Source organism: Winogradskyella aurantiaca (assembly GCF_003362725.1).
Lineage (GTDB): Bacteria > Bacteroidota > Bacteroidia > Flavobacteriales > Flavobacteriaceae > Winogradskyella_A > Winogradskyella_A aurantiaca.
In genome coordinates this window covers 619,040-643,941 of the sequence record NZ_QKTV01000001.1, presented here as the reverse complement: position 1 = coordinate 643,941, position 24,902 = coordinate 619,040, and the positions used below count along the sequence as shown (strand labels likewise).

Sequence of the window (24,902 nt, the reverse complement as noted above, 5' to 3'; positions counted from 1 at the left end):
CTATTTTACTCGCACTCGTAAAGATGATAACTCAGCTGTGTTCCACTTCACGTCCACTTTTAGTGTATTCTCCTTTTTAATCCAGCGTGCTTTAACTTCTTCCTTATTAAATTCAATTTTTTCTGGAAAACCTTTTATGTTATGAATCATAAATTGTATTCTTTTGGTTCCCGGACTATAGTTATCTCCCCATTTTGCCTCTAAATCAATTTCTAACCATCGACCTTCATTCTCAGCTTCAAACTCCAGTATCTCATACTTGCCATTCTCATAAGCTAATGGTGTGCCATCATCAAAGTAAAAATCTCTATCGCTTTCCTCAATAGATTCATGATGGTAATAATGCAGTATCATGGTCTTTCCATTGTACGCCAAGGTGTTAGTTAGGTTCTTTGCCATTGGAATAAATGCCCCCGCTCTAACATAGGTAGGAATGTTAGCTTCATTTGTTGCTACAGTCTTTGATTGACCACCTTCTACAATTTCGTCGCCATAAAAATCCATCCACAAACTTCCCTCAGGAAAATACACATCTTGAGTTTGCTTACCAGCTTCCATTACGGGTGCCACAAGGATATCCTTCCCCCATAGATAACTTTCAGAATAATCATAAAGTGCCCTGTTATCTTGTTCTTCGAAGAAAATAGGGCGCATTAGGGGAGTTCCTTTTTCATTGTTTTCTCGCATCAAACTATAATTGTATGGTAGCAACTTATATCTAAGTTCAATAGCTTGTTTTGCTAAAGCTTTAGCCGAAGCACTTCTAAAAACAGGTTCGCTAGGAACGTCCTCTTGTGCATGTGGTCTATAAATAGGATTAAATACACCATATTGCAACCACCTCACATATAATTCATCATCTAAATTGGCTCCAGCAAATCCCCCAAGGTCTGAATGCATATAGGCCATACCTTGCATTCCCATCTGAAGCGCAATCTCAGGTTGAGATTGGAATCCCCCCCAAGATCTGCTAACATCACCAGACCAGGGAATCATTCCATAACGCTGAGATCCAGAATATCCGGCTCTCATAAGTATAAATGGGCGAACTTCAGGAAAGTCTCTCTTGTAGCCTTCAAAAACTAATCGAGCCCAGTTATGACCATAAATATTATGGATTTCATCAGCCTTACCGCCTGCGAAGTTAACCCAGGAAGGTAGTACCTCAGGCTCACCGAGATCACCCCATACTCCAGTAATACCTAATTCAGCAAATGACTTGTAACGTTCCCAAAACCATTCCTCACCCTGAGGACTAAAAATATCTATGATTCCAGTGTTTCCAAAATAAAAGTCGTAGGTGGCATCGTTACCTGTACTATCCTTAGCAAGGATATTCTTTTCAACAGCCTCATCCCATCTGTTGGAAGTAGTTAGTATATAAGGTTCCGTTATAGTCACAGTATTAACTCCCTGACGAGCAAATGTGCTTACCATTCCTTTAAAATCAGGGAATGAATCTCTAAATACCTCCAAATTTCCCATAGTCCCTTTTACTTCTTTCCCAAACCAATACAAATCCAGTATAATAGCATCTAAAGGAATACCTTCGGATATAAATTGATCTACAGTAGCTTCAGTTTCTAATTGGGTATGATAGCCAAAACGACTTGAAAAATTACCTAGCGCCCACTTAGGCAACATTGGTTGCTTACCTGTAAGATCTGTATAGGAATCAAGGAGTTGGTACCAATCATCACCCGCTACGACCTGATAAACCATTCTACCTGAAATAGTTTCATAGGTGACGGTATTATCCTTTTTGCTGTCTAAATCTAAAAATCCAATTGGAGCATTGTCAAAATGAACTAAATAGCGTTTAGACGACATAACAATTGGCATGGCAAAATTCATTTGCTCACTATAGGTTTCGTAACCATAATGGGCTCTGTTATACAACGGAAGTCGTTTCCCACGGCGATTCATACCTAAAGCACGAGCCCCAGCCCCGTAGAGTACCTCATCTTTCGATATTTTTAGCTCAATTGTCTTTAAAGAATCACGATTCTCATACCCCTTACCCTCAGCAACAAGTGACTCGCCTTTATAGGTGTAAGAAATCTTAAATGGATTTGTAGTGATCGTAACCCCTATACCATTAGTATTAAATGAAATATCATCTCCCTTATAACTATATTTAGCTAAATCCCCATCGTACGACATGACTACAGCGTGTGACGTGGAATCTATCGTTTCGCCTGAAGGGACAAACATGGTCTCAATAATTTGATCTGAATAGGGAGTGAAAATGTAGGTTCCATCAGAGGTAACGACACTAAGTTTGCCGTCTTCTTCGTTATGTGACATGTAGGTTCGCTCTTGTGCAATTGATAAACAACAAACAAAAGCAATACTGAAAATGGAAATTAATGTTCTCATTACTTACCTAATAAAAAAATGAATGGTTTATCTAATCGCTGGTTCCAGGCATTCTCTGAATGATTTGTCCCTTCAAAAAAGAGGTTTTGAGAATCCTTTTCTGTATAGCCTTTTTCTGTTAAAATAGCGTCTACCCTTGGTGCATATTGCGGGTAATACTGGTCCAGCGTTTCGTTGCCATAATCAAAATAGGCTAGATTATTACCTGCCTTAGGAAAGTTTTCTGCCATATACTGAAAAATAGCATCGGGGAATGGGTTATTCTCCTGAGGCATAGCTCCTACCCAATGGGTAGAAATACATGCAGCACCTTGAAATACTTCTGGATATTCTGAAATAGCGTACATAGACATGAGCCCTCCCATACTTGATCCAGCTACAAAAGTATTTTCTTTATCCGTTCTTACGGAGTATTCTTCATCAATGATTGGCTTTAATTCTTTCGTTAAGAATATTAGATAATTATCCCCTTTTAAATCGCGATAAGTACTGTCTGCTTTAGTCTTTGCAACAATACTATCAGCTACTTTTGGGTCTAAATAATCCCAAGCTTTTTGAGGAAAAAGATCAAACCAACGAATTTCAGAAATATTGTGAATTCCAACGACTATAAAGTCTTTGGTCTCACCTTCATCCATAAGTTGCGATGCCCATTCATCAACCTTCCACTCCTGCTTATTCCAGGTAGTGGTAGAATCGAATAACATTTGCCCATCATGCATGTAGAGAACCGCATAAGAGTTCTCATCCGAATAGTCTGCCGGTAACCATACATCTACAGGTCTATCTTCAATAAAATCCGAAGGGATCATTAATCTTTGTAAAGTTCCAGATGCCAACTGAGCATTATCTAAAGTCTCAATATCATAATTGACCTCCTGGGATTCAACTTGGGGTTCACTATTATTTTCATTTGATACTTTCGCGTCATTTTTACAAGAGGTAAAAGCCCATACAATACAGATAAATAGAATTAGTTGTTTCATATCCTTTATTTAGTTGTAAACAAATAGCTTCCTTTAGCAGGTAATTCAATACTTCCAGACCAAGTTATTTCCATACCTGATAATACATCTTTAAAAGATTTACCGTCCGCTCCAATCTCAGCAAATCGATCTAGTTCCAAAATATAAGGATCTTCATTCTTATTGAGGATATGAATCACCACTTCGTCTCCCTTAATTCTAGTTAATACATAAACACCATCTACAGGTGCAAAATGAAGGGTTTTCCCCTCATGGATTGCTTTACTATTTTTTCGATAGTTAATTAAGGCCGATACAAACTCTTGCATATCCTTTTTCTCTGGTGCCAAGCCTTCTCCCGTAAATGCATTGACCTCATCTCCATCCCATCCCCCAGGGAAATCTGTTCGTATAAGGCCGTGATCACCAGGCTGCGCAAAATCATCCATAAGAATCTCTGTACCATAGTACATCTGGAAGGTTCTTGGCAATACAGAATAATAACTTAAAGCCATTTTTGTATTGGTAATGTCCCCATCCAATTGAGTAAAGATCCGACTCATATCGTGATTATCTGGGAATACCAAAATATCCTCAGGCCGTGTATAACTAAAATCATTAGCTAATGATTCATACAATTCTCTCAAACCAGTACCCCAAGACTCTTCATTTTTTAAACCTGACACTACCCGTTCTTGCATGGCAAAATCCATACTTGATCTTAAATTAGAAACATAGCCATCCTTATTTTCATGGCCATCTTGCCAATAGGCAATTAACAATGGATTGGTTGACCATTCCTCACCAACAATATTGAAGTTTGGATACTCAGTCATAATAGCTCCAGCCCAATCACTCATAAAGTCTTTGTCAGGGTAAGGATAGGTATCTTGCCTAATACCTCCAAGACCTAAGGATTCTATCCACCAAATACTATTTTGAATAATATAATTTGCCATATAAGGATTGCGCTGATTTAGATCTGGCATCCCTTCTACAAACCATCCATCTGAATTTAGATCTGAATCCACTTGTGCACCGTAGATGTCCTGATTGGTTGTTCTGATATGATTGGTATACATTGTTGTTTTCCAAGTCCAATTAGCCCTATTAGATTCATAGTTTTCTTGATAATTAATCCAATCTTTAAATGGTAAATCTTCCATCCACCAGTGTCCCAAACCACAATGATTGGCAACCTGATCCATAATCAGCTTCATACCCTTACTATTTAATGCTTTTGAAAGTGTCAAATAATCATCAAAAGTTCCAAATCTGGGATCGACTTGATAATAATCAGTAATCGCATAACCATGATAAGATCCCTGCGGCATATCATTAGTTAGAAGAGGACAAGGCCAAACAGCTGTAAAACCAAGATTATCTATATAATCCAAATGATCGGTAATACCTTGTATGTCGCCCCCATGTCTGGCATATCCATCTTTTCTATCAATACCTTGTTGCTGAAGTCCCTCAACTGAATCATTATTAGGATCAGCATTTGCAAAACGATCTGGTGTTACAAGGAATATGGCATCAGAACTATTAAAGCCAACATAATCTTCTGCTGATTTCTCTCTAGATTTTAACTCATACGTCTGTGTCAATACAGAACCATCAGGCATTTTAAAGTCAATATTAAACCGACCAGTGGGTGTCGATTCTGAAATGGATAAATCCAAGAACAGATAATTGTTACTATTATCCCCCTTGGTTGATTTGTTTAGACTAACTCCTGGAAACGACAAGTTTGCTTCAGCTTCACCTATTCCTGGATGATGCACTAAAATTTGTAATTCAGAATTTTCAAAACCAACCCACCAATTAGGCGGTTCTATCCTATTAATATCATTGACTTCCTCAACGGGTTCTGGCGCTGGATTTGCTGCAGATTTAGATTCATTTGAATTACAGGAAGACCATAGTAAAGCCATTACCACAAGGATGGCATAAATTTTATATCTCATGATTTATAATTTTATTGTCTTAATCCTGCAATCTACCGGGCTATACCGTCACCAATTTATTGGGCGTAATAGTCACTGGTTTACCATTTACCAGAATCTCCAGATCATGATCTCCTTCTAACTCAAAATGGGTATGGCCCTTACTAGCATTCACCTTAAGGATCTGATGTCTAAAGTTAACTTTAAATGAATAACCCTCCCACTGTTCTGGTATTTTTGGTTCAAATGATAACGTATCGTTCTTAACACGCATTCCACCAAAGCCTTCAACAATACTCATCCATGTCCCTGCCATTGAGGTTATATGCAGGCCTTCATGAACTTCATGATTGTAATCATCCAAATCCAAGCGCGATGTTCTTAAATAAAAGGTGTAAGCTTGATCCATTCTATCAAGCTTAGCGGCCTGAATACTGTGTACACATGGCGACAAGGAACTTTCATGAACCGTAAATGGCTCATAGAAATCAAAATGTCTGGCCAAATCTTCGGTCGAAAACTGATCCTCGAAAAAATAGAAGCCTTGAAGGGTGTCTGCTTGTTTTATATATGGGGATCTTAAAATTCGATCCCAAGACCATTTTTGATTTATTGGTCTTTGAGACTTATCCAGATCTTTAACTGTTACTAATTCTTTATCCAAGAAGCCATCTTGCTGAAGATAAACATGGTGTTTTTCTGAATAAGGGAAGTACATGTTTTCTGCTACTTCCAACCATTCTTTTATTTCAGCCTTTGAAAGTTTAGCCTTATGCATAACACGTGTATAATCTGTGCTATATGCTTCTTGCACTTTATTAATGTTCTCAACGGCATAGGAAATACACCATTTGGCAATATAATTGGTATACCAGTTATTATTAACATTGTTCTCATACTCGTTTGGACCTGTAACTCCAAGAATTACATATTGGTTTTTATCTGTTGAGAAGGTGGCTCTCTGGTGCCAGAATCGCGCAATTCCAATAAGCACTTCAAGTCCTTTTTCCGGAATGTATGAATAATCACCAGTGTAACGGTGGTAATTAAAAATAGCAAATGCGATGGCGCCGTTTCTATGGATTTCCTCAAATGTGATTTCCCATTCGTTATGGCACTCTTCACCATTCATGGTGACCATTGGGTATAATGCGGCTCCATTTTTAAAACCAAGTTTCTCAGCGTTCTCTATGGCTTTCTGTAAGTGATTATAGCGGTATTCCAGTAAGCTTCTCGCAACACTTTGGTCTTTAGTCGCCATGTAGAATGGTATACAATACGCCTCTGTATCCCAGTAGGTACTACCCCCATACTTTTCACCGGTAAAGCCTTTAGGCCCAATATTAAGTCTAGCATCCGTACCTAAATAGGTTTGATTTAAATGAAAGATATTAAATCGAATTCCTTGTTGCGCCTTAACATCCCCAGCGATAGAAATATCAGCCATATCCCAAATCTGTGACCAAGCCTCTATTTGCTCTTTAAGAAGTGCTTCATAGCCATCTGAAATCGCTTCTTTCAATACTGATTGCGCTGCCGCAACCAATTCATATTTATTATGATTCCTATCAACCGTATAACCACCAAACTTTTCGATACTAGCGGTTTGACCTTCAGACACACTTAATTTATATACAAACGAGATATTTGTTGCATGCTTGTTTGTTTGCGCTTGTAGTTTTTGTTTATCGTCATTAATGTAAACCTGAGACTGCATGTAGGTGCAAGTATAAAAATCGGTTTTCATAGTTTTTGCCTGAATAAAGGCCTGATCACCTTCTTGAGAAACACTCATAGTATCCCAGAATTGGTCATCCCAGTTAGTATCTTCATTAGTAATACCACTATCCAAATAAGGTTGATACACAATGGAAGCATCTCCATTTAAGGGAGTAACTTCAAACTTGACAACCCCAAGTTCATCGCGCTTTAAACTTAGAAAACGGGTGCTTTTTACAGAAATCTTTAACCCACTCTTCATAGTGGCTATAAAGGATCTTTGTAACCAACCTTCTTTCATATTAAGCTCTCTCCTAAACCCTTCAACCAACTCACAAGCGTTCAGATCTAAAGCTTCATCATTTACAAACACATTTATGCCAATCCAATTTGGAGCATTTAGCACTTTGGCAAAATACTCTGGGTAGCCATTCTTCCACCATCCAACTCTGGTCTTATCTGGATAATACACCCCAGCTATATAACTCCCTTGAAAGGTGGGGCCAGAATATTGCTCCTCAAAATTAGCTCGTTGACCCATGGCTCCATTTCCAATACTAAAAAGACTCTCAGATGCTTTTACATGAGTTGGATCATAACCTTCTTCTATGATTGACCAGGGATCTGGTATTATATAATCTAAATTCATTGTTTGATTTCGTTAGGTGTTGCCCGGGCAACTTTTACTTTAATTATTTATTAAATCTGTAATAAATGATTGAGAGATTTGGGTAAAGTCTTTAAATATATAGTGTGCTTCATGAAGCACATCTTCACTTCCAATACCGATTGAAGTCATACCCGCAGTATTTGCCGCTTGAACCCCAGCGACGGAATCTTCGAATACAATACATTGATTAGGCTCGATATCTAGTAATTTTGCTGCTATTAAAAATACTTCAGGGTCAGGTTTTGCCCTGGAAACATCGTTACCATCAACAATAGCACTAAAGAATGAATTCACATTAACCTTGTCGAGTATATGACGTGCATTTTTACTCGCAGAACCAAGAGATATCCCTTGTTGTGAATCCTTTAAAAACTGAAGCGTTTCTTTTACCATCGGTAATAGCTCAGACTCGTCCATCTTATCAATATAACGGAGATAGTCTTCATTTTTTTCAGCCATTAATCGATTAAACTGGTCGTCTGAAATGGTTTTATTACCCCAGGAAAGAATTTTTTCGAGAGAACGCACTCGGCTAACGCCTTTTAGTTGTTCATTCTCTTCTTCTGTAAAGTCAATCCCTAATCCTTGAGCAAGTTTTTTCCAGGCTAAGAAATGATACTTAGCAGTATCAACAATTACGCCATCCAGATCGAAAATAAATCCTTTTTTATTCATTGTTACGATTCTATAACAGTGTCATCAACATCTTTTACTCTACGTACGAGAATTGCGGCAATTATCAATGAAACTCCGCTTGTCACTAATGCAAAAATTGGACGGTCGTTGTATAAGTACTTTACCATTGGCCCACCAATCAATGCATTAAGGATTTGAGGTAGTACGATAAAGAAATTGAAAATACCCATATATACTCCCATCTTCCTAACCGGTATAGATCCAGCCAAAATAGCATAAGGCATAGCTAGTATACTTGCCCAGGCAACACCAACACCTACCATTGATAATATTAACCAATTCTTGTCAGGCATGAAGTAAAGCGATATCAATCCCAATCCTCCAATAATTAGAGATACTGCATGAGTTCGTTTTCGGCCTAATTTTTTAGCAATGGCTGGTAAAAAGAAGGCATATACAGCAGAAACTGCATTGTAAACACCAAATAAAATTCCAACCCAATCACCGGCATCTTGAAATCCCTTACTATGAGTATCCGTAATATCCAGACCATAAATATGAGATGCGATGGCTGGCGCTGCAAATACCCACATACCAAAGAGTCCAAACCATGAGAAGAATTGCACCCATGCCAATTGACGCATGGTATCTGGCATTTTGGCAAAATCGGAAAAAATATTCATCAAGCTAGCGGACTCCTCTTCAGGTTCCTCGCCTTCAGTGGCATGAATTAAGGCCATTTCTTCTGGTGAATACTCCTTAGTGGTTGTAACCGTTACAAGAATACTTATAATTAATACGGCTGCTCCTATGAAGAAGGAAAGCAGTAAATTTAATGGCACCTCTCCAACAGCCGCTTCGTTTGAAACATTAAACCAATTAGCCAACATATAAGGTAACCAGGATCCAAAGACAGCGCCTATACCGATCAATACGGTTTGAACACTGAATCCCAAGGTTCTTTGATCGGATGGTAGAACATCCGCCACCAAAGCTCTAAATGGTTCCATGGCAATATTGAAAGAAGCATCCATAATCATTAATAGACCTGCTCCAACCCAAAGCGCGGGTAAATAAGCAGTAAACATATCTGAATTTGGCATTAGGATAAGACCTATGGATGCTAATACAGCCCCAACTAAAAAATATGGTCTTCGCCGACCTAGTCTGGTCCATGTCCTGTCACTGTAATGGCCAATTATAGGTTGTACAATTAGACCTGTCAGGGGTGCTACGATCCAAAACCATGAAAGTTCATGCACATCGGCACCAAAAATTTGGAGTATTCGGCTGGCGTTAGCATTCTGAAGGGCAAAACCCATTTGAACTCCAAGAAATCCAAAACTTAAATTCCAAATTTCCCAAAAGGAGAGACGTCGCTTTTCCATTAATAGTATTTTAAATTGATACTATTCTGATAAGCTATACTTATCAAAACTTATACGAGAGAAATGAAAATATAAGTTTTGAATTCAGTCTTCAAAGATAGGCATTATTTTAAATGCGCAATGTTAAATCTCTATTTTGTCGATTCGCGCTCCACTAAATCAGCCGGAATTATCACGGTTTGATAGTGCTCCTCATCTTCTTCATTCTCAAGACGATCTATTAATAAATGAGCTGCCTTTTCACCCATTTCCTGTCCATGCTGACTTACAGTAGACATGCTTGGAGAGGCATGCTTGGACAATACGCCATCAGTGAAACCAACCACTTGAATATCTTCTGGGATTTGATAGCCAAAACTTTTAGCAACTTTCATAGCCGAAAGCGCATACAATTCATTAACAGCAAACAGAGCATCTATTTTATCATTGGATTCAAACAGCGGTCTTATTTCTTGTTCCAAGGCATCAAGATCCTCCTCATAGTTTTTGGAATCATCTAGTTTTAAAATGAGTTCAGATTTTGGATCAATCTGATGATTCATCAAAGACTCCATATAACCCTGAGTTCGCAGCTTACCAACACTAACATAATCGCGTGTTGTAATAAGGGCAATGTTTCGAGCACCTTTTGCAATTAAATGATCTACTGCTGATTTCGCTCCCTGAAAATCGTCGATAACCACCTTATCACATTCAATTTCATTCACCACACGATCAAACATGACTATTGGCATCCCTTGACTAATGGTTTCATCAAAGTGATGATAGTCCTGAAGTTGCAATGTTTCTTTTGAGATGGAAAGAATAAACCCATCAATACTTCCGTTGGCCAACATTTGCATGTTAATTACCTCTTTAGAGAACGACTCATTGGATAGACCAACGATAACATTGTAGCCTCGTTGATTGGCTACTAATTCTACACCTCTGATAACCTTAGAGAAAAAGTGATGCACAATTTCAGGAATAATGATTCCTATTGTGTTTGTTTTTCGGTTCTTAAGACTTAATGCTATGTTATTAGGACGGTAGTTATACAGTTTGGCAAAGGCCTGAACTTTCTGCTTGGTATCGTCGCTAATTTCCACGCTATTTCGTAAGGCCTTAGATACCGTTGAGATGGAAACATCTAATTCTTTAGCAATTTGTTTGAGGGTTACTTTTCTCTTCATTTCGTTATTAAATAATCCTTAATAATAGCCTAAAAAAATGAGCTTGACAATGTTTAATTCAATTGCGATATTCTTAAACATTCTTATTTTAACACCTTTAGTATTATGACATCCTCATTTTTTAACTAAATTTAGAACATTGTCGTTAAATATTTAAAAGTTTTTAACACGAAAACGTTTTCGTGACAAATGTCAGGTTTTTTAACATAACCGTCATCCTATATTTACATAAATTTAACCCCGAGAAGTGAAAATATAAACACAATTAACTAAAGCAATTAACTTAAAGATATTGTATGAAAACAATTTTTAGTGCTTTGCTGTTAAGCATCTTTATGGTGCCTGCTCTCATTTTTGGGCAGTCCACTGTTTCAGGTACAATAACGGACGAAGCAAATGCGATGCCTTTACCAGGCGTAAATGTGTTGGTAAAAGGAACAACAACTGGTACATCAACAGATTTTGATGGTAACTATACCCTTGAAAATGTAAACAATGGAGACACCATTGTTTTTTCTTATTTAGGGTTTGTTACTCAGGAAGTTGTCTTTAACGGACAGTCCAGAATCGACATTACTATGGTTGAAGATGCTGCCCAATTAGAAGAAATAGTTCTTATTGGTTATGGTGCCACTACCAAACAGGATGCTACAGGAGCCGTTGAAAAAGTAAGTACTGAAGAATTTAATAAAGGGGCGATAGTAGCACCTCAACAATTAATTGCCGGTAAGGCAGCTGGTGTTAATGTAACTGCGCCTAGTGGTGCCGCTGGTGACGGTGGTTCTATTAGAATTCGTGGTGGTTCTTCGTTAACTGCAACTAATGATCCCTTAATTGTAATTGATGGTCTGCCAATTGATCAAAGAGGTGGGGCACAAGGATCGAGAAGTGCATTAAATGCTATCAACCCCGAAGACATTGAAGATTTTGTGGTTTTAAAAGATGCCTCTGCTACAGCCATTTATGGTTCTAGAGCCTCAAACGGTGTAGTTTTAATCACCACTAAAAAAGGATCGACTGGACAACCATTTAAATTGGAATACGGACTTCAAGTGTCTACTAGAAGGGTTGCAAATACGGTTAACAATCTATCAGCTGATCAATACCGAACACTTGCTGATGACCCTCGTTTTGATCCATCAGGTTTAGGAAATACTAGTACTGACTGGCAAGATCAAATATTCCAGACTGGAATTGGAGCAATTCACAATTTAACAGCCTCTAAAGGTTATGATAACTTTAATTTCAGGGTTAATTTTAACTATGCGTCTCAAGAAGGTCCATTAAAAGATTTATACGAGCGTGTGGCTTTAAATACATCCTTTGTTCAAAGAGCTCTGGACAATGATTTAAAAATGACTTTAGTTGCTAAAGTTATCCAAGACAAATACGATTATAAAAACGAAGGGGCTATTGGACAAGCTGTAAGATTTGATCCTACACAACCCGTATTTAATGAAGATGGTAGTTTTTACCAATACAGTTCTAACCCTAATATCCCTGGAGCTAATTTAGCACCAGCCAACCCAGTTTGGCAATTACAAAAAGAGAACTGGAATAGTGATCAAACGATTCAGCGTGTAATTGGAAACTTCAATATCGATTATAAATTCTGGTTCTTAAAAGAGTTACGATTTGTTGTTAATGCAGGTCTTGATTATGCAGAAAATAATGGTTCACGTTTTGACAGAGGAAATCCAAATAACCCAGATGCCATTGCTACTCCAGAAGTATCTAATGGTTTAAACAGAAACACCAACCTTGACTTTTACTTTAATTACAAGAGTAATGTAGAATCAATCAACACCGTTGTTGATATTACAGCAGGTCATGCATTCCAGGAATTCTATATTAAAAGTTTCTTCGATAGAGGTGGTAACGCACCACAGTCCAACACAGATATCAACCGTAATGCATTGGAATCGTATTTTGCAAGAGCAAGTTTTGACATCTCTAATCGCTATCTGATTTCTGCTAATATGAGAGCGGATGGTTCTTCGAGATTTGCGGATGGTAACCGTTGGGGTTATTTCCCTGGAGTTTCAGTTGGTTGGAAAGTATCTAACGAATCCTGGATGGAAGATTCAGCTTTCTCTAATTTCAAGATTAGAGGTGGTTGGGGTGTAACTGGTCAACAAGAGATTGGTGACAACTATGGTTTCTTAGGTGTCTACACTCCTTCTCGAAATGCAGCTGCCAACGTTCAGTTTGGAACCGATCCTGCAGGAAATCCTGTGTTCATTCAAACTTTACGACCAGAAGGCTTTGATGAAAATTTAACGTGGGAGCAAACAAGCCAGTATAACGTAGCTTTGGATTTAGGATTCTTCAGCAACCGTTTGACTGCAACCGTTGATGCTTATTACAAGGAAACCAAAGACCTCTTAGCCACTGTACCAGTTCCAGCTGGGGCTAACCTAACTGACTTACTAACGACTAATGTTGGTGAATTGATCAGTAGAGGTATTGAATTTACACTTGGTGGTGTCATCTTTAATACAGAAGATTTTAACTGGGATGCTAACTTTAACTTGACCTTCCAACGATTTGAGGTTACCAAATTAAGTTTAAGTAATGATCCAAACTTCTTTATTCCAAAAGGTGGAATTTCTGGAGGTGTCGGTAACCAGATTCAAATCTTAAAGCCTGGATTTGACCCAACAACATTCTTTGTATTCAGACAAGTGTACGATGATCAGGGACGTCCAATTGAAGGAGCCTATGTGGATGTAAATGGTGATAACCAAATCACAGAGGCTGATAGACAAGCTTACAAAAAAGCAACACCAGACGCGTTCTTCGGTTTTACCAACAGTTTACGCTACAAAGCTTTTGACTTGAACTTTACCTTTAGAGGAGCCTTTGGAAACTATGTATACAACAACAATGCTTCAGATACAGGTAACTTAAATGCCGTATTGAACCAGCCAGGTTATCAAGCAAATGCGCACGCTGATGTATTGAATACTGGCTTTGAAAACCAAAATTTGTTCTCAGATTACTACATCCAAAGAGCGGATTTTGTAAGACTAGACAATATTGCTTTAGGATACAACTTACCATTTGAAAATACCAAATTAAGAGTATCCTTAACGGCAACGAATGTATTTATTATTACAGATTTTGACGGTTTAGATCCTGAACTTGGAGATGGAATTCAAAATAATTTCTACCCAAGAACAAGAGATATTGTTTTAGGTCTTAACTTAACTTTCTAAAAAAATGACGACTAATATAAATATGAAAGCTATGATGAAAAGAATCTTAATGATCTGTCTGACGGTCTTTGCTGGGTTTGCCTTAGTGCAGTCCTGTAGTAACCGTTTGGACTTGCAACCTGAAGATGCCAGGTTGACAGCAGATGCAGCATTTCAAAATCCAGACTCTTATGAAGAGTTTCTAGGAAAAATATATGCTGGTATCTCTTTAAGTGGACAAGAAGGTCCTGCTGGAGCACCAGATTTAGCTGGTCTAGATGAAGGGTTTTCTAACTACTTAAGACTGTATTGGAAGATGCAGGAGCTAACCACTGATGAAGCAATCATCGGTTGGAATGACGGTACTATCCAAGACCTTCATGGTCAAATTTGGACCTCAGGTAATGAGTTTATAAGAACTATGTACAGTCGTCTACTTTACCAAGTAGCCTTGACAAATGAGTTCTTAAGACAAACAACCGATGACAAACTAGACGGACGTGGAGTAACTGGAGACCTAAGAGCTGAAATCCAAGTGTTCAGAGCAGAGGCCCGCTTTATGAGAGCTTTGACATACTGGCACGCCATGGATTTATTTGCAAATCCTCCATTTGTAACCGAAAATGATCCTATTGGAGCGTTCTTACCTCCACAAATAGAAAGAGCAGATCTTTTTGTTTGGATCGAGTCTGAATTATTAGACATCTTGGATGGTATGGCACCTGCAAGACAACATGTGTATGGTCGTGCAGATAGAGGTGCTGCCTGGATGCTTCTAGCCAAACTATATTTAAATGCTGAAGTATACACTGGATCTGCCAGATATTCGGATGCATTGACATACGTAAATCAAATTATCGCTGCAGGGTATACTGTGGATACTTCTATCCCATACCAATACTCATTCTTAGCTGATAATGATTCTAACGGTGCGCAGTCTGAAGTGATTTTTACCATTCCATTTGATGGATTACGCACACAAGCCTTTGGAGGAATGACCTTTATGACACACGCTCCTGTTGGCGGAAGCATGAATGCAGTAGCTACAGAAGTCTTTGGAATTAATGGTGGTTGGTTTGGTTTAAGAACCACTCCTACTTTCGCTAATAGGTTCCCTGGTGATGTGGATAACGAAAATTCACCTGACGGACGCGCTTTAATCTGGACAGATGGTCAGGAGAAAGACATACAAACGGTTACTACGTTTACAGATGGTTATGCCATTTCTAAGTATCGCAATGTTGATGTCAATGGCAACCAGGGATCAGACACCACTGGTGATCATACAGATATTGATTTCCCAATGTTTAGATTAGGAGATGCGTACTTAATGTATGCTGAGATTGTTGCCAGAGGTGGTGGCGGAGATGCCGGTACTGCTGCTGGATATATCAATATATTAAGAGAGAGAGCCTACGGCAATACAAGCGGTAATATTGGATCTGGAGCCATAACATTAGACTTTGTTCTTGATGAAAGAGCCAGAGAATTATACTGGGAGTGCCACAGAAGAACGGACTTGATTCGATTCAACCAATTTTCTGATAATGGCGTATGGCAATGGAAAGGTAATGTTCAACCAGGAAGAACAACTGAATCCTTTAGAGATCTTATGCCAATTCCACAGCAAGATCTTAGTTTAAATTCTAACCTAGAACAAAACCCTGGATACTAATTAACATGATTATAAAAATGAAAAAATTATCAATTTTAGGCTTATTTCTTTTAGCCGTTATAGGATTCAATAGCTGCTCGTCTAATGACGATGTGGTGTTTGTAACGAACAACAATTCAGACTTAACATTTTCTAACACGTTTCAATCTGAATATATTTTAATACCGCAAGCGTCTAGTAACCTTGCTGAGCGTTTTACTTGGAACAGCGTGACTACAGATGTTCCAACGAACATAACTTACACCTTAGAGAAATCAATTCTTGGTGACTTTAGTGATGCTGATGTTGTAGGTGCTACAACTGGTAACGAAATTGCAATTACTATTGGTGACATGTTAGGCTATGCTGCTGAAGCCGGCTTAGATAATGATCCCGATACTCCTAACCCAAATACTGGACCAGTATCTTTTAGATTGATTGCAACTTTAGGAGAACCAGGAAGTTTACCAAATGTTTCTGATACACAAACCTTAACAATGGTATTGGAAGAAGTGTCCGGACCAGAAGAAGCTGTTTGTGATAACGATCAGTTCTACCTTGTTGGTGCTGCGGTTAAATTTACGGGATGGGATTGGGCTACACCTCAAGTTGCTGCTTGTTCAGGAACCAATGTCTACACAGTAAACGTTGACCTTATCAATAATGTTGATGGAGATGGTAACTTCCGTTTCTTTACTACTAACAACGATTGGGGATCTGGTATTAACTATCCTGGATTTATAGATGACGGTTATACCATTGATCCAATGTTTGAAGATGCAATGGATGGTGACAATAACTTCTTGTTTACAGGACCATCAGGTAAGTACTTCTTAACTATTGATGCTGTAGCCAAGACTATTACATTATCTGAACCAACAGCACAAGGGATTTGTGACCTTGATCAAATGTGGGGTGTTGGAGCTGGTCTTACAGACACTGGATGGGACTGGACCACTCCACAGCAGTTTATGTGTGAAGGAGACGGTGTATACCAAGGATGGGCTAACTACACATCTGTTACTGATGGTAACAACTTCCGTTTCTTCACCACTAACAATGACTGGGGATCTGGATTAAATTACCCATATTTTGTTGACGAAGGTTATACTATTGATGAAAAATTAGTAAACGCTGAAGATGGTGATAGCAACTTTGCTTTCATTGGAACCGATGGTAAGTATTGGACAACTATTGACACCGTTAACAAGACTATTACTCTAGAATAATTTAATATTATAATATAGTTTGAGTTTAATAAGAGGGGCCATGTTATTATAAGACATGGCCTTTTTTAATCAGATATTGTTATGAAGCAAAAATTACTTATTGCGTTAGCACTCTTGGCAACCATGTTCACTTTTTCACAAACGTTTACATGGAATCCTGAGTTTTTTGAAGCTAATGAAAATGCCACCCTCACCATATCAAATTTTGACCCTCAGTCTGAGTGGGGTGTTGATGACATTTATTTATGGGCCTGGCATTTTGATGCTGATGGGGAGTTTTCTGGAAATCCAGACGCTACCGGATCAGACTTTGGGAACTCCCCAGAAACTGCCAAATTCACAGATAATGGTAACGGAACCTACACTTTTGATTTTGGGGTGGTTCAAGATTTTTTCAATGATCCGGGAATAACCACTATTGGATTTTTAATTAAATCCCAAGACGGATCCAATCAGAGTGGTGATAACCTAAAAAATGTAGGGGTTGTCCGCGTCAATGTCTCTTCACCGGATACAGATTTCATACTAATTGACTCAGGTGATGATGTACAAATAGTGGCAACAATCGATTTTGAAGGTAACACCACTGTTGCTGGCTCTTTTGAATTGTATTTTGATAATGGGGACTCTCAAACACTTATTGACAGTGGCACTTGTGGTTTCCCTAACTGTGTTGCAGATGCGACTAATATCACGGAAAGTGGCATATTGAGGTTTGTTGGAACCCCACCGGGGGAAACGCTCACAGCGGAAGCTGCATTTGAGGTCTTTATAGTTCCAACGGTTATTGAAGAAGCCTTACCTGCCGGAGTTGTTGATGGTGTAAATTATGGAAATGACAACACTCGTGCTACCCTAGTAGTCTCTGCCCCTGGTAAAGATTTTGTGCAAATTGCAGCAAGTTGGAATAACTATATTCCTGGAAATGATGATGTCATGAAACGGGATCCATCAACAGGTAAATATTGGTTAGAAATAACAGGTCTTACCGCCAACAAAGTAGAAACCTACCAATACTGGGTTTTTGATGCGACACCTGTTACAGATTCACCAGTTTTAGTAAAAACTGCTGATCCCTTCTCAACATTGGTGTTATCGCCTTTCGATGACCCCTTTATTCCAGATTCATCATTTCCAAATATTCCAGATTACCCTGAAGGACAAGAAAGAGAAGTGACTGTTTTGGAGACGGGTCAAACCCCTTACGATTGGCAAGTACCAAATTTTGACAAACCAAAAAAAGAAGATCTTATTGTCTATGAAGTCTTAGTAAGGGATTTTGATGCTAATAGAAACTATCAGGATCTCATTGACAGAATTGACTATTTCAAAAATTTGAATATCAATGCTATTCACCTTATGCCGGTCATGGAATTTGAAGGCAATGAAAGTTGGGGCTATAATACGTCATTTCACATGGCTTTAGATAAATTCTATGGTACGCCTGATAAGCTTAAAGAATTTATAGACCTGTGTCATCAAAATGGTATTGCCATTATCCTGGACGTCGTCTTAAATCATGCCTTTGGACGAAATCCAATGGTTCGCATGTGGATGGATGATCCAGATGGGGATGGTTGGGGTCGCCCCTCTGCAGATAATCCTTATTTGAACGTTTTTCCAACGCATTCTTTTAATGTTGGAAACGATTTTAATCATCAGCAGGATTTAACTCAAGAATATACAAGACGTGTTATTAAACATTGGGTTGAGGAATATAAAATTGATGGCTTCAGATGGGATTTAACCAAAGGGTTTACCCAAAACTGTGGTGATGGGACTGACGGAGGAGATTTTAACTGTACCCAATTATACCAGCAAGACCGAGTTGATGTGCTCCGGGAATATGCAGATTATGCATGGTCCTTGGATGATACTCATTATGTCATTTTTGAACACCTTGGGTCTGATAATGAAGAACAGCAATGGGCTAATTATCGTATTGATGAAGGAAAAGGCATTATGATGTGGGGTAAAATGACCGATCCATATAACGAACTAACTATGGGTCAAAACGGTAACAAGGATATATCTAGAATGGGACATGAAAGCCATGGATTCACTGGACCGCGTGTCCTAGGATATCCTGAAAGTCATGACGAAGAACGTTTGATGTTTAAAAATACAGAGTTCGGTAATTCGAGCAATCCTTCTCATGATGTGAAAGATTTGAATACAGCCTTATCAAGGATGTCTGCTTTAGGAGCCGTGTCAGTTCTAGTACCTGGACCTAAAATGATTTGGCATTTTGGTGATTTAGGTATGAATAATTCCATATTCACCTGTTCTGATGGGTCTTATAACAATGACGGTTGTAAACTTGATACCAAACCTCAGCCACAATGGGTTGAAAACTGGTTAGGTGATGCCATGCGTAGACAGATTTATGATGATTGGGCCAAACTACACGCCTTAAAAGTAGGTGAAGATGTTTTTGAAGGAGACTATACAATTACAACAAGTAGCGGTAGTTACACTCCTCGAATTGACATTTTTGACACGTCCATACCCAATACGGAATTAAGAAATGTTATTGTGCTTTCTAATTTTGACGTCAATGAAGTGACGGTCAACACCAATTTCCCTGGCGGAGTTACTGACACATGGTATGATCTGATGGATCCTACAGGAAATACCACCATCAGCAATTCAACCAACTCTGTCACCTTACAGCCAGGACAATTTTGGGTTCTTGGAAACGTTCCTTCAGAAACATTAAGTACAGATGACAATGAGTTCAATACGTTTGCTCTTTACCCTAATCCAACTTCGACTACGTTTAAGCTAAATGTAATAGTTGAACAAGTAGAAGTCTATGATCTTTCAGGAAAACAGGTTCGTAGTTTTAAAGGTGATTTTCAGGCAAATCAAGACTTTGATGTTTCCAACTTGAACGCAGGAATTTATATGCTCCGGATTATTAATAGCGAAGGTCAGATGATGACCTCTAAGTTAGTCAAGCTCTAAATTTAAGTGTTATTTCGAGCAGAAAGCCCCTTTTTTACAGGGGCTTTTTTATTTTATAAAGGATCGTAAGGTTGTGGCAGCCTGTTCTGGTGTGAGATCTCTTTGAGGAGTGGCGAACATCTCATAGCCTACCATAAACTTCTTGACCGTTGCACTGCGCAATAATGGTGGATAAAAACTCATATGCCAATGCCAGTGATTTACTGAAGCACTATGAGTAGGTGCCTGATGTATACCACTGGAATAGGGAAACGAAACCTTGAACAAGCGGTCATAGATTTTAGTTAAAAGGGAAATGGCCTCAGCAAAGGCCTTTATTTGTTCATGAGATAATTGGGCAATACTCGATTGATGCGACTTAGGAATAATCATGGTCTCATAGGGCCAAACTGCCCAAAAAGGTATGAGTACCACAAAATCTGAATTTTCAAATAAGACTCGTTCGCCTTTCTCTAATTCATCTCTGAGATAATCCTTTACAAGAGATTTACCAGTTTCATGAAAATATTGTTCTTGGAATCTATTTTTCTTTTCTATCTCATTGGGAATGGATCTATGGGCCCAGATTTGTCCATGAGGGTGCGGATTACTACAGCCCATAACAGCCCCTTTATTTTCAAAAATTTGTACGTAGTTAATATCGTCAATGGTACCCAACAATTTATATTGATCCATCCACACCGCAATAACCTTTTCTATAGCACTCAGGCCTAAATTGGCGAGACTCTTAGAATGGTCTGGGCTAAAACAAACCACCTTACAGACACCTGTTTCTGTTTCGGCTTGCAACAATCCTTGTTTAAATTTTTTCGAAGTAATATCCGATTGAATCGCCGCAAAATCATTCTCAAATACAAAGGTGTCCTCATAGTTTATATTTCTCTCACCGTTAGCTCTAAGGTTTCCTGGGCATAAATAGCAATCCTCAACATAAGAAGGGCTATCATCTATATTTGAATCCTCTTCTTGTCCTTGCCAGGGACGCTTTGTTCGATGGGGTGAGACCAATACCCACTCACCAGTAAGAATATTATAACGTCTGTGAGAACTTCTATTTAATGCCTCTAGTTCCATGGGATAATGCTACTTTAATACTATTACAAGTCTTATTGAATTTTGTCATATACGATTTCTTAATGGCCTCAATAAACTCTTGTTCAACACCATTTTCAACCAGATTAATGGTACAACCTCCAAAGCCTCCACCCATCATGCGAGATCCATGAACACCATCAAATTGTTTACTAAAATCCACGAGGAAATCTATTTCCACACAACTCACCTCATACTTGTTTCGCATACCGTCATGTGACTGGTACAGTAATTCCCCCATACCAATAATGTCCTTCTGGGTAACGGCTTCCCTAAAAGCTAAAACCCTCTCGTTTTCCTCTAAGACATAACTAGCTTTTCTATAATCCTCTTCATCTAAGTTTGCTCTGGCTGAGACTAGATCATCTAAAGAGATCTCTCGCAATGATTCCACTTGAAAAAAATTGGCCACGCGTTCACATGTAGCACGCCTTTTATTATAAGCACTTTCAGCCAATTTGTGTTTGACATTAGAATTAATTAAAACTAAAGACACCCCTTCCAATTGCATAGGAATTTCATCGGATTCTAGGGTTTTACAATCCAGGAATAATCCCGCATCCTCCTTCCCATACATACTGGCAAACTGATCCATGATACCACATTTAACACCTACAAAATTATGTTCAGCTGCCTGTGAAATATGAATCATTTCATGCTTGCTAAGATTTAGTCTAAAGAGCTCATTTAAGCCAAATACGAAGGCATTTTCCAAAGCTGCAGAAGAGGATAATCCTGAACCAATAGCAATAGTCCCTGAGAATAGCACTTTGATTTGATCAAATTCCTGATGTTGTTTTTTCAATTCGGTGAGAACCCCAAGTAAATAATCTTGCCAGGATCCTAATTGCTCCTCTTGCAGGTCATTGATATCAAAATCATACGATTCATCGACGTCAAGCGCCAAAATTTGCGATCTTTCATCTGTGGAACGGCTTAACGCCATATAAATCCCTTTATCAATTGCGGCGGGAAAAACAAAGCCATTATTATAATCTGTATGTTCACCAATAAAATTGATTCTTCCGGGAGAAAAAACAACGATAGGTTTTACTAGAAACCTTTCAAAAAAAGCCTGTTCTAAATCATTCACCATTGTCGACGTCATCGTTATCATTGATTACCAAAATAAGGCATAAAGTGCTGCTAAAATCAGCATAATAGCGAAGGCGCCTATATTAAATTTTGGGGATGTCTTAAAGAGTTCCTTAGTTATTTCAATACCGTTTGCATCATCTCGTCCTTTGCGTTGAACATAACTGGCCACTATTATTACCCCCATTGTACTCAATAAGGTATATCCCATTTGATCCATAAATGGCACATCAATAAAAACAGGAGATGTTGACCACCCCTTTGGAGCTACTTTAAAATACAGGGCAATAGGCACAGAGGTTATGGCACCAATAATCGCAGCCTTATTAGTTGTCTTTTTCCAAAAGAGCCCTAACAAGAAAACCGCCAGGATTCCAGGGCTTACCAACCCGGTGTATTCCTGAATAAATTGGAATGCCTGATCAATCCCACCCAGCAATGGGGCCATAATACAAGCAATCACCAAGGCAACTGCCGCCGATATTCTACCCGTATTAACGGTAGTTCTATCATCGGCATTTTTATTAATGTACTGCTTATAAATATCCATTGTAAAAATCGTTGATGTAGAATTAAGCATGGATGCCAAGGAACTTACGACAGCAGCCGCTAAGGCGGCAAAAGCTATCCCTTTTAATCCAACAGGTAAAAATTGTAATAACCACGGATAGGTTTTATCGGCCGATTCTAATGATGGTACATTCATTTGCCCCATAGCACCCAGACGATTCATAATCTCAGGATCGTTAATCATAACATAGGCCGCAATACCGGGAATGACTACAATTAATGGAATCAATAACTTTAAGAAGGCTGCAAAGATGATCCCCTTTTGCGCTTCGGCCAGGGATTTGGCGGCCAATGTGCGCTGAATAATGTATTGATTGAATCCCCAGTAGTACAAATTGGCAACCCACATACCACCAACAAGTACGGCTATTCCGGGAAGATTTTTATATTCCGGATTAGACTCGTCAAGAATCATTTCAAACCGCTCTGGTACCGCATCATACACCGCAGTCAATCCTGCAATAAAGCCTTCTCCATTAGACACATAATCTAAAGCTAAATACGTAGTTAAAAATCCTCCTAAAACCAGAAATATAACCTGGATAACATCGGTCCATGCCACTGCAGACAAGCCACCATAGAGCGAATAAGCTGCAGAGAATAAGGACAATCCAATCACTCCATAAACAAGTGGGATTCCCATAATAGTCTCTAGTGCCAGGGCCCCTAGATAAAGGACTGAAGCGAGGTTAACAAAAACATACAAACCAATCCAAAAAACTGCCAAAATGGTTTTGAGGTTGGTAGAATAGCGCTGTTCTACAAACTCAGGAATTGTATAAAGCCCTTTCTCAATGAAAATAGGAAGGAAATATTTCCCAACTATGATTAGGGTGAGAGCTGCCATCCATTCATAAGATGCTATAGCAAGTCCAGAGGCAAAACCTGAACCCGACATACCAATAAATTGTTCAGCAGATATATTGGCCGCTATGAGAGAGGCTCCAATGGCCCACCAGGGTAACGACTTACTTGCTAAAAAATAGTCTTCAGCATTTTTTTGCTGGCCTTTTTTATCACGGGATACCCACAATCCGATTCCAAGAATCATAATAGCATAACCGATAAAAATGGCGTAGTCTAAAAATTGAAATCCAGAATTCATGTAATTATTGATTTATTAGTTAGTCAGATTTAGATGTCATATATACTGTCACAAAGATTGCCTTAAAATTAATCGACTCGGGTTTTCTACTTGCTCTCTTTTTTTTGTTAAAATCATATGAGCCAAGCGCTCACCCATAACAGAAAAGTCAGTGGATATAGTTGTAATACCTCTATTAACTATTTCCTTTAATGGGGTGTCGTTATAAGAAATAACACCAACATCTTCCCCTATTACAATTTGCTGTTCGATACCAGACTTTAAAATAGCAATTAGATCTCTATCATCCAATACAATGTATAATTCACTGATCTGCAGTATACCTTCAAATTTGGCTTGAATGGAATAATTAAGTTTCCTTTGAGAACAGTAACTTTCAAATCCTTCTTTAATCCCTTTTGGTTGTCGCGTATCATCAAATAATAGGATCCATTCTTTGTACTTACTGGTATGAATTTCTGCTTGCTGTAGCCCTGTCTCAACATCTTTTTTAAAGTTTTGATACACAGCCGCAAAATGCTGATGTTCCTCATGACATTGGTCCAAGATAAATACCTTTTCAGAAGGTAATCGATCCATAACTACTGCGGTATTATCAAGATTAGCAGGCATGATAACATAATAATTATAAGAGTTCTGATTGTCCAATATCAAATCCTTAAAAACCTGATAATTAAAGTGATGGAAAAAGATATCCACCTGAGTATCTGCTCCTAGACTCCCCTTTAATGCGTTATACAAATCCTCCTTAAAGGCATTTAACTCATCAAACAATACAAAGACGCGCTTTTTCACATCAATATTCTCTGACTTCACATAATATCCTTTTCCCACAATGGATTCTATTATTCCTCGGCTTTTTAATTGGTTAAAAGCCATGAGCACCGTGTCGCGAGATAATTGGTAACGCATCTTAACAGCATTTAAGGAGGGGAGTTTATCTCCTTGCTTTAAATCGCCATTTTGAATGGCGTCCTCAATGCCTTGAATAAGTTGTTTATACTTAGGTTGAGCAGAAGAATCTATTAGTTTTTTGGCAGTCACTTTACAAATATAACAAACTGGTAGGTACTGGTAGGTTATTTTTTAATTATTTCATACTTTAGCGAAAATTC

At 38.5% G+C, this 24,902-nt stretch carries 15 protein-coding genes; 4 read left to right on the top strand and 11 right to left on the bottom strand.

Going from position 1 to position 24,902, the window contains the following annotated elements; genetic code table 11:
- From DN064_RS02960 to DN064_RS02930, 7 genes are all read right to left on the bottom strand, one after another.
- Entirely contained in the window at positions 1–2,379 is a 2,379-nt protein-coding gene (locus DN064_RS02960; protein ID WP_115461112.1) for a glycoside hydrolase family 31 protein, read from the bottom strand.
- Complete coding sequence (locus tag DN064_RS02955; protein ID WP_115461111.1) at positions 2,379–3,365, bottom strand: alpha/beta hydrolase; 987 nt, start codon at positions 3,363–3,365, stop codon at positions 2,379–2,381. Before DN064_RS02955 ends, DN064_RS02960 begins: the two co-directional genes overlap by 1 nt.
- A 5-nt stretch (positions 3,366–3,370) precedes the next feature.
- Positions 3,371–5,314: a glycoside hydrolase family 13 protein gene (locus DN064_RS02950; protein WP_115461110.1), complete on the bottom strand. Its 1,944-nt coding sequence runs from the start codon at positions 5,312–5,314 to the stop codon at positions 3,371–3,373.
- A gap of 40 nt (positions 5,315–5,354) precedes the next feature.
- Entirely contained in the window at positions 5,355–7,661 is a 2,307-nt protein-coding gene (locus DN064_RS02945) for a glycoside hydrolase family 65 protein (RefSeq protein ID WP_115461109.1), read from the bottom strand.
- Between the two features lie 39 nt (positions 7,662–7,700).
- On the bottom strand, positions 7,701–8,357 hold the full coding sequence (gene pgmB / locus DN064_RS02940; RefSeq protein WP_115461108.1) for a beta-phosphoglucomutase: 657 nt from the start codon (positions 8,355–8,357) through the stop codon (positions 7,701–7,703).
- Positions 8,358–8,359: 2 nt separating this feature from the next.
- On the bottom strand, positions 8,360–9,706 hold the full coding sequence (locus DN064_RS02935) for an MFS transporter (protein ID WP_115461107.1): 1,347 nt from the start codon (positions 9,704–9,706) through the stop codon (positions 8,360–8,362).
- 131 nt (positions 9,707–9,837) lie between these two features.
- Positions 9,838–10,878, bottom strand: a complete 1,041-nt coding sequence (locus DN064_RS02930) for a LacI family DNA-binding transcriptional regulator (protein ID WP_115461106.1) — start codon at positions 10,876–10,878, stop codon at positions 9,838–9,840.
- Positions 10,879–11,174: 296 nt separating this feature from the next.
- Between DN064_RS02930 and DN064_RS02925 the strand changes: the two genes are divergently transcribed.
- The 4 genes from DN064_RS02925 to DN064_RS02910 all read left to right on the top strand — a co-directional run bounded on the left by DN064_RS02925 (position 11,175) and on the right by DN064_RS02910 (position 19,925).
- Positions 11,175–14,096, top strand: coding sequence for a SusC/RagA family TonB-linked outer membrane protein (locus tag DN064_RS02925; RefSeq protein WP_115461105.1), 2,922 nt, complete (start codon positions 11,175–11,177; stop codon positions 14,094–14,096).
- Positions 14,097–14,127: 31 nt separating this feature from the next.
- Positions 14,128–15,750 (top strand): RagB/SusD family nutrient uptake outer membrane protein, encoded by a 1,623-nt coding sequence (locus DN064_RS02920; protein WP_198659395.1) that lies wholly within the window; start codon positions 14,128–14,130, stop codon positions 15,748–15,750.
- Between the two features lie 17 nt (positions 15,751–15,767).
- Entirely contained in the window at positions 15,768–16,958 is a 1,191-nt protein-coding gene (locus DN064_RS02915) for a SusE domain-containing protein (RefSeq protein ID WP_157962213.1), read from the top strand.
- Between the two features lie 81 nt (positions 16,959–17,039).
- Positions 17,040–19,925 carry an alpha-amylase family glycosyl hydrolase gene (locus DN064_RS02910; RefSeq protein ID WP_115461102.1) on the top strand — a complete coding sequence of 962 codons (2,886 nt, stop codon included), beginning with the start codon at positions 17,040–17,042 and terminating at the stop codon, positions 19,923–19,925.
- Positions 19,926–19,973: 48 nt separating this feature from the next.
- Here DN064_RS02910 and DN064_RS02905 read toward each other — a convergent pair whose 3' ends face one another.
- The 4 genes from DN064_RS02905 to DN064_RS02890 are packed head-to-tail and all read right to left on the bottom strand — an operon-like array spanning position 19,974 to position 24,831.
- Positions 19,974–20,999, bottom strand: a complete 1,026-nt coding sequence (locus DN064_RS02905) for a UDP-glucose--hexose-1-phosphate uridylyltransferase (RefSeq protein ID WP_115461101.1) — start codon at positions 20,997–20,999, stop codon at positions 19,974–19,976.
- Positions 20,977–22,125 (bottom strand): galactokinase, encoded by a 1,149-nt coding sequence (gene galK / locus DN064_RS02900; RefSeq protein WP_232827355.1) that lies wholly within the window; start codon positions 22,123–22,125, stop codon positions 20,977–20,979. The genes DN064_RS02905 and galK overlap by 23 nt, the downstream gene beginning before the upstream one ends.
- A 12-nt stretch (positions 22,126–22,137) precedes the next feature.
- The gene (locus tag DN064_RS02895) at positions 22,138–23,787 is read right to left on the bottom strand and encodes a sodium/sugar symporter (protein ID WP_115461099.1); all 1,650 of its coding nucleotides are present in this window, start codon (positions 23,785–23,787) and stop codon (positions 22,138–22,140) included.
- Positions 23,788–23,835: 48 nt separating this feature from the next.
- On the bottom strand, positions 23,836–24,831 hold the full coding sequence (locus DN064_RS02890) for a GntR family transcriptional regulator (RefSeq protein WP_115461098.1): 996 nt from the start codon (positions 24,829–24,831) through the stop codon (positions 23,836–23,838).
- Positions 24,832–24,902 lie beyond the last annotated feature (71 nt).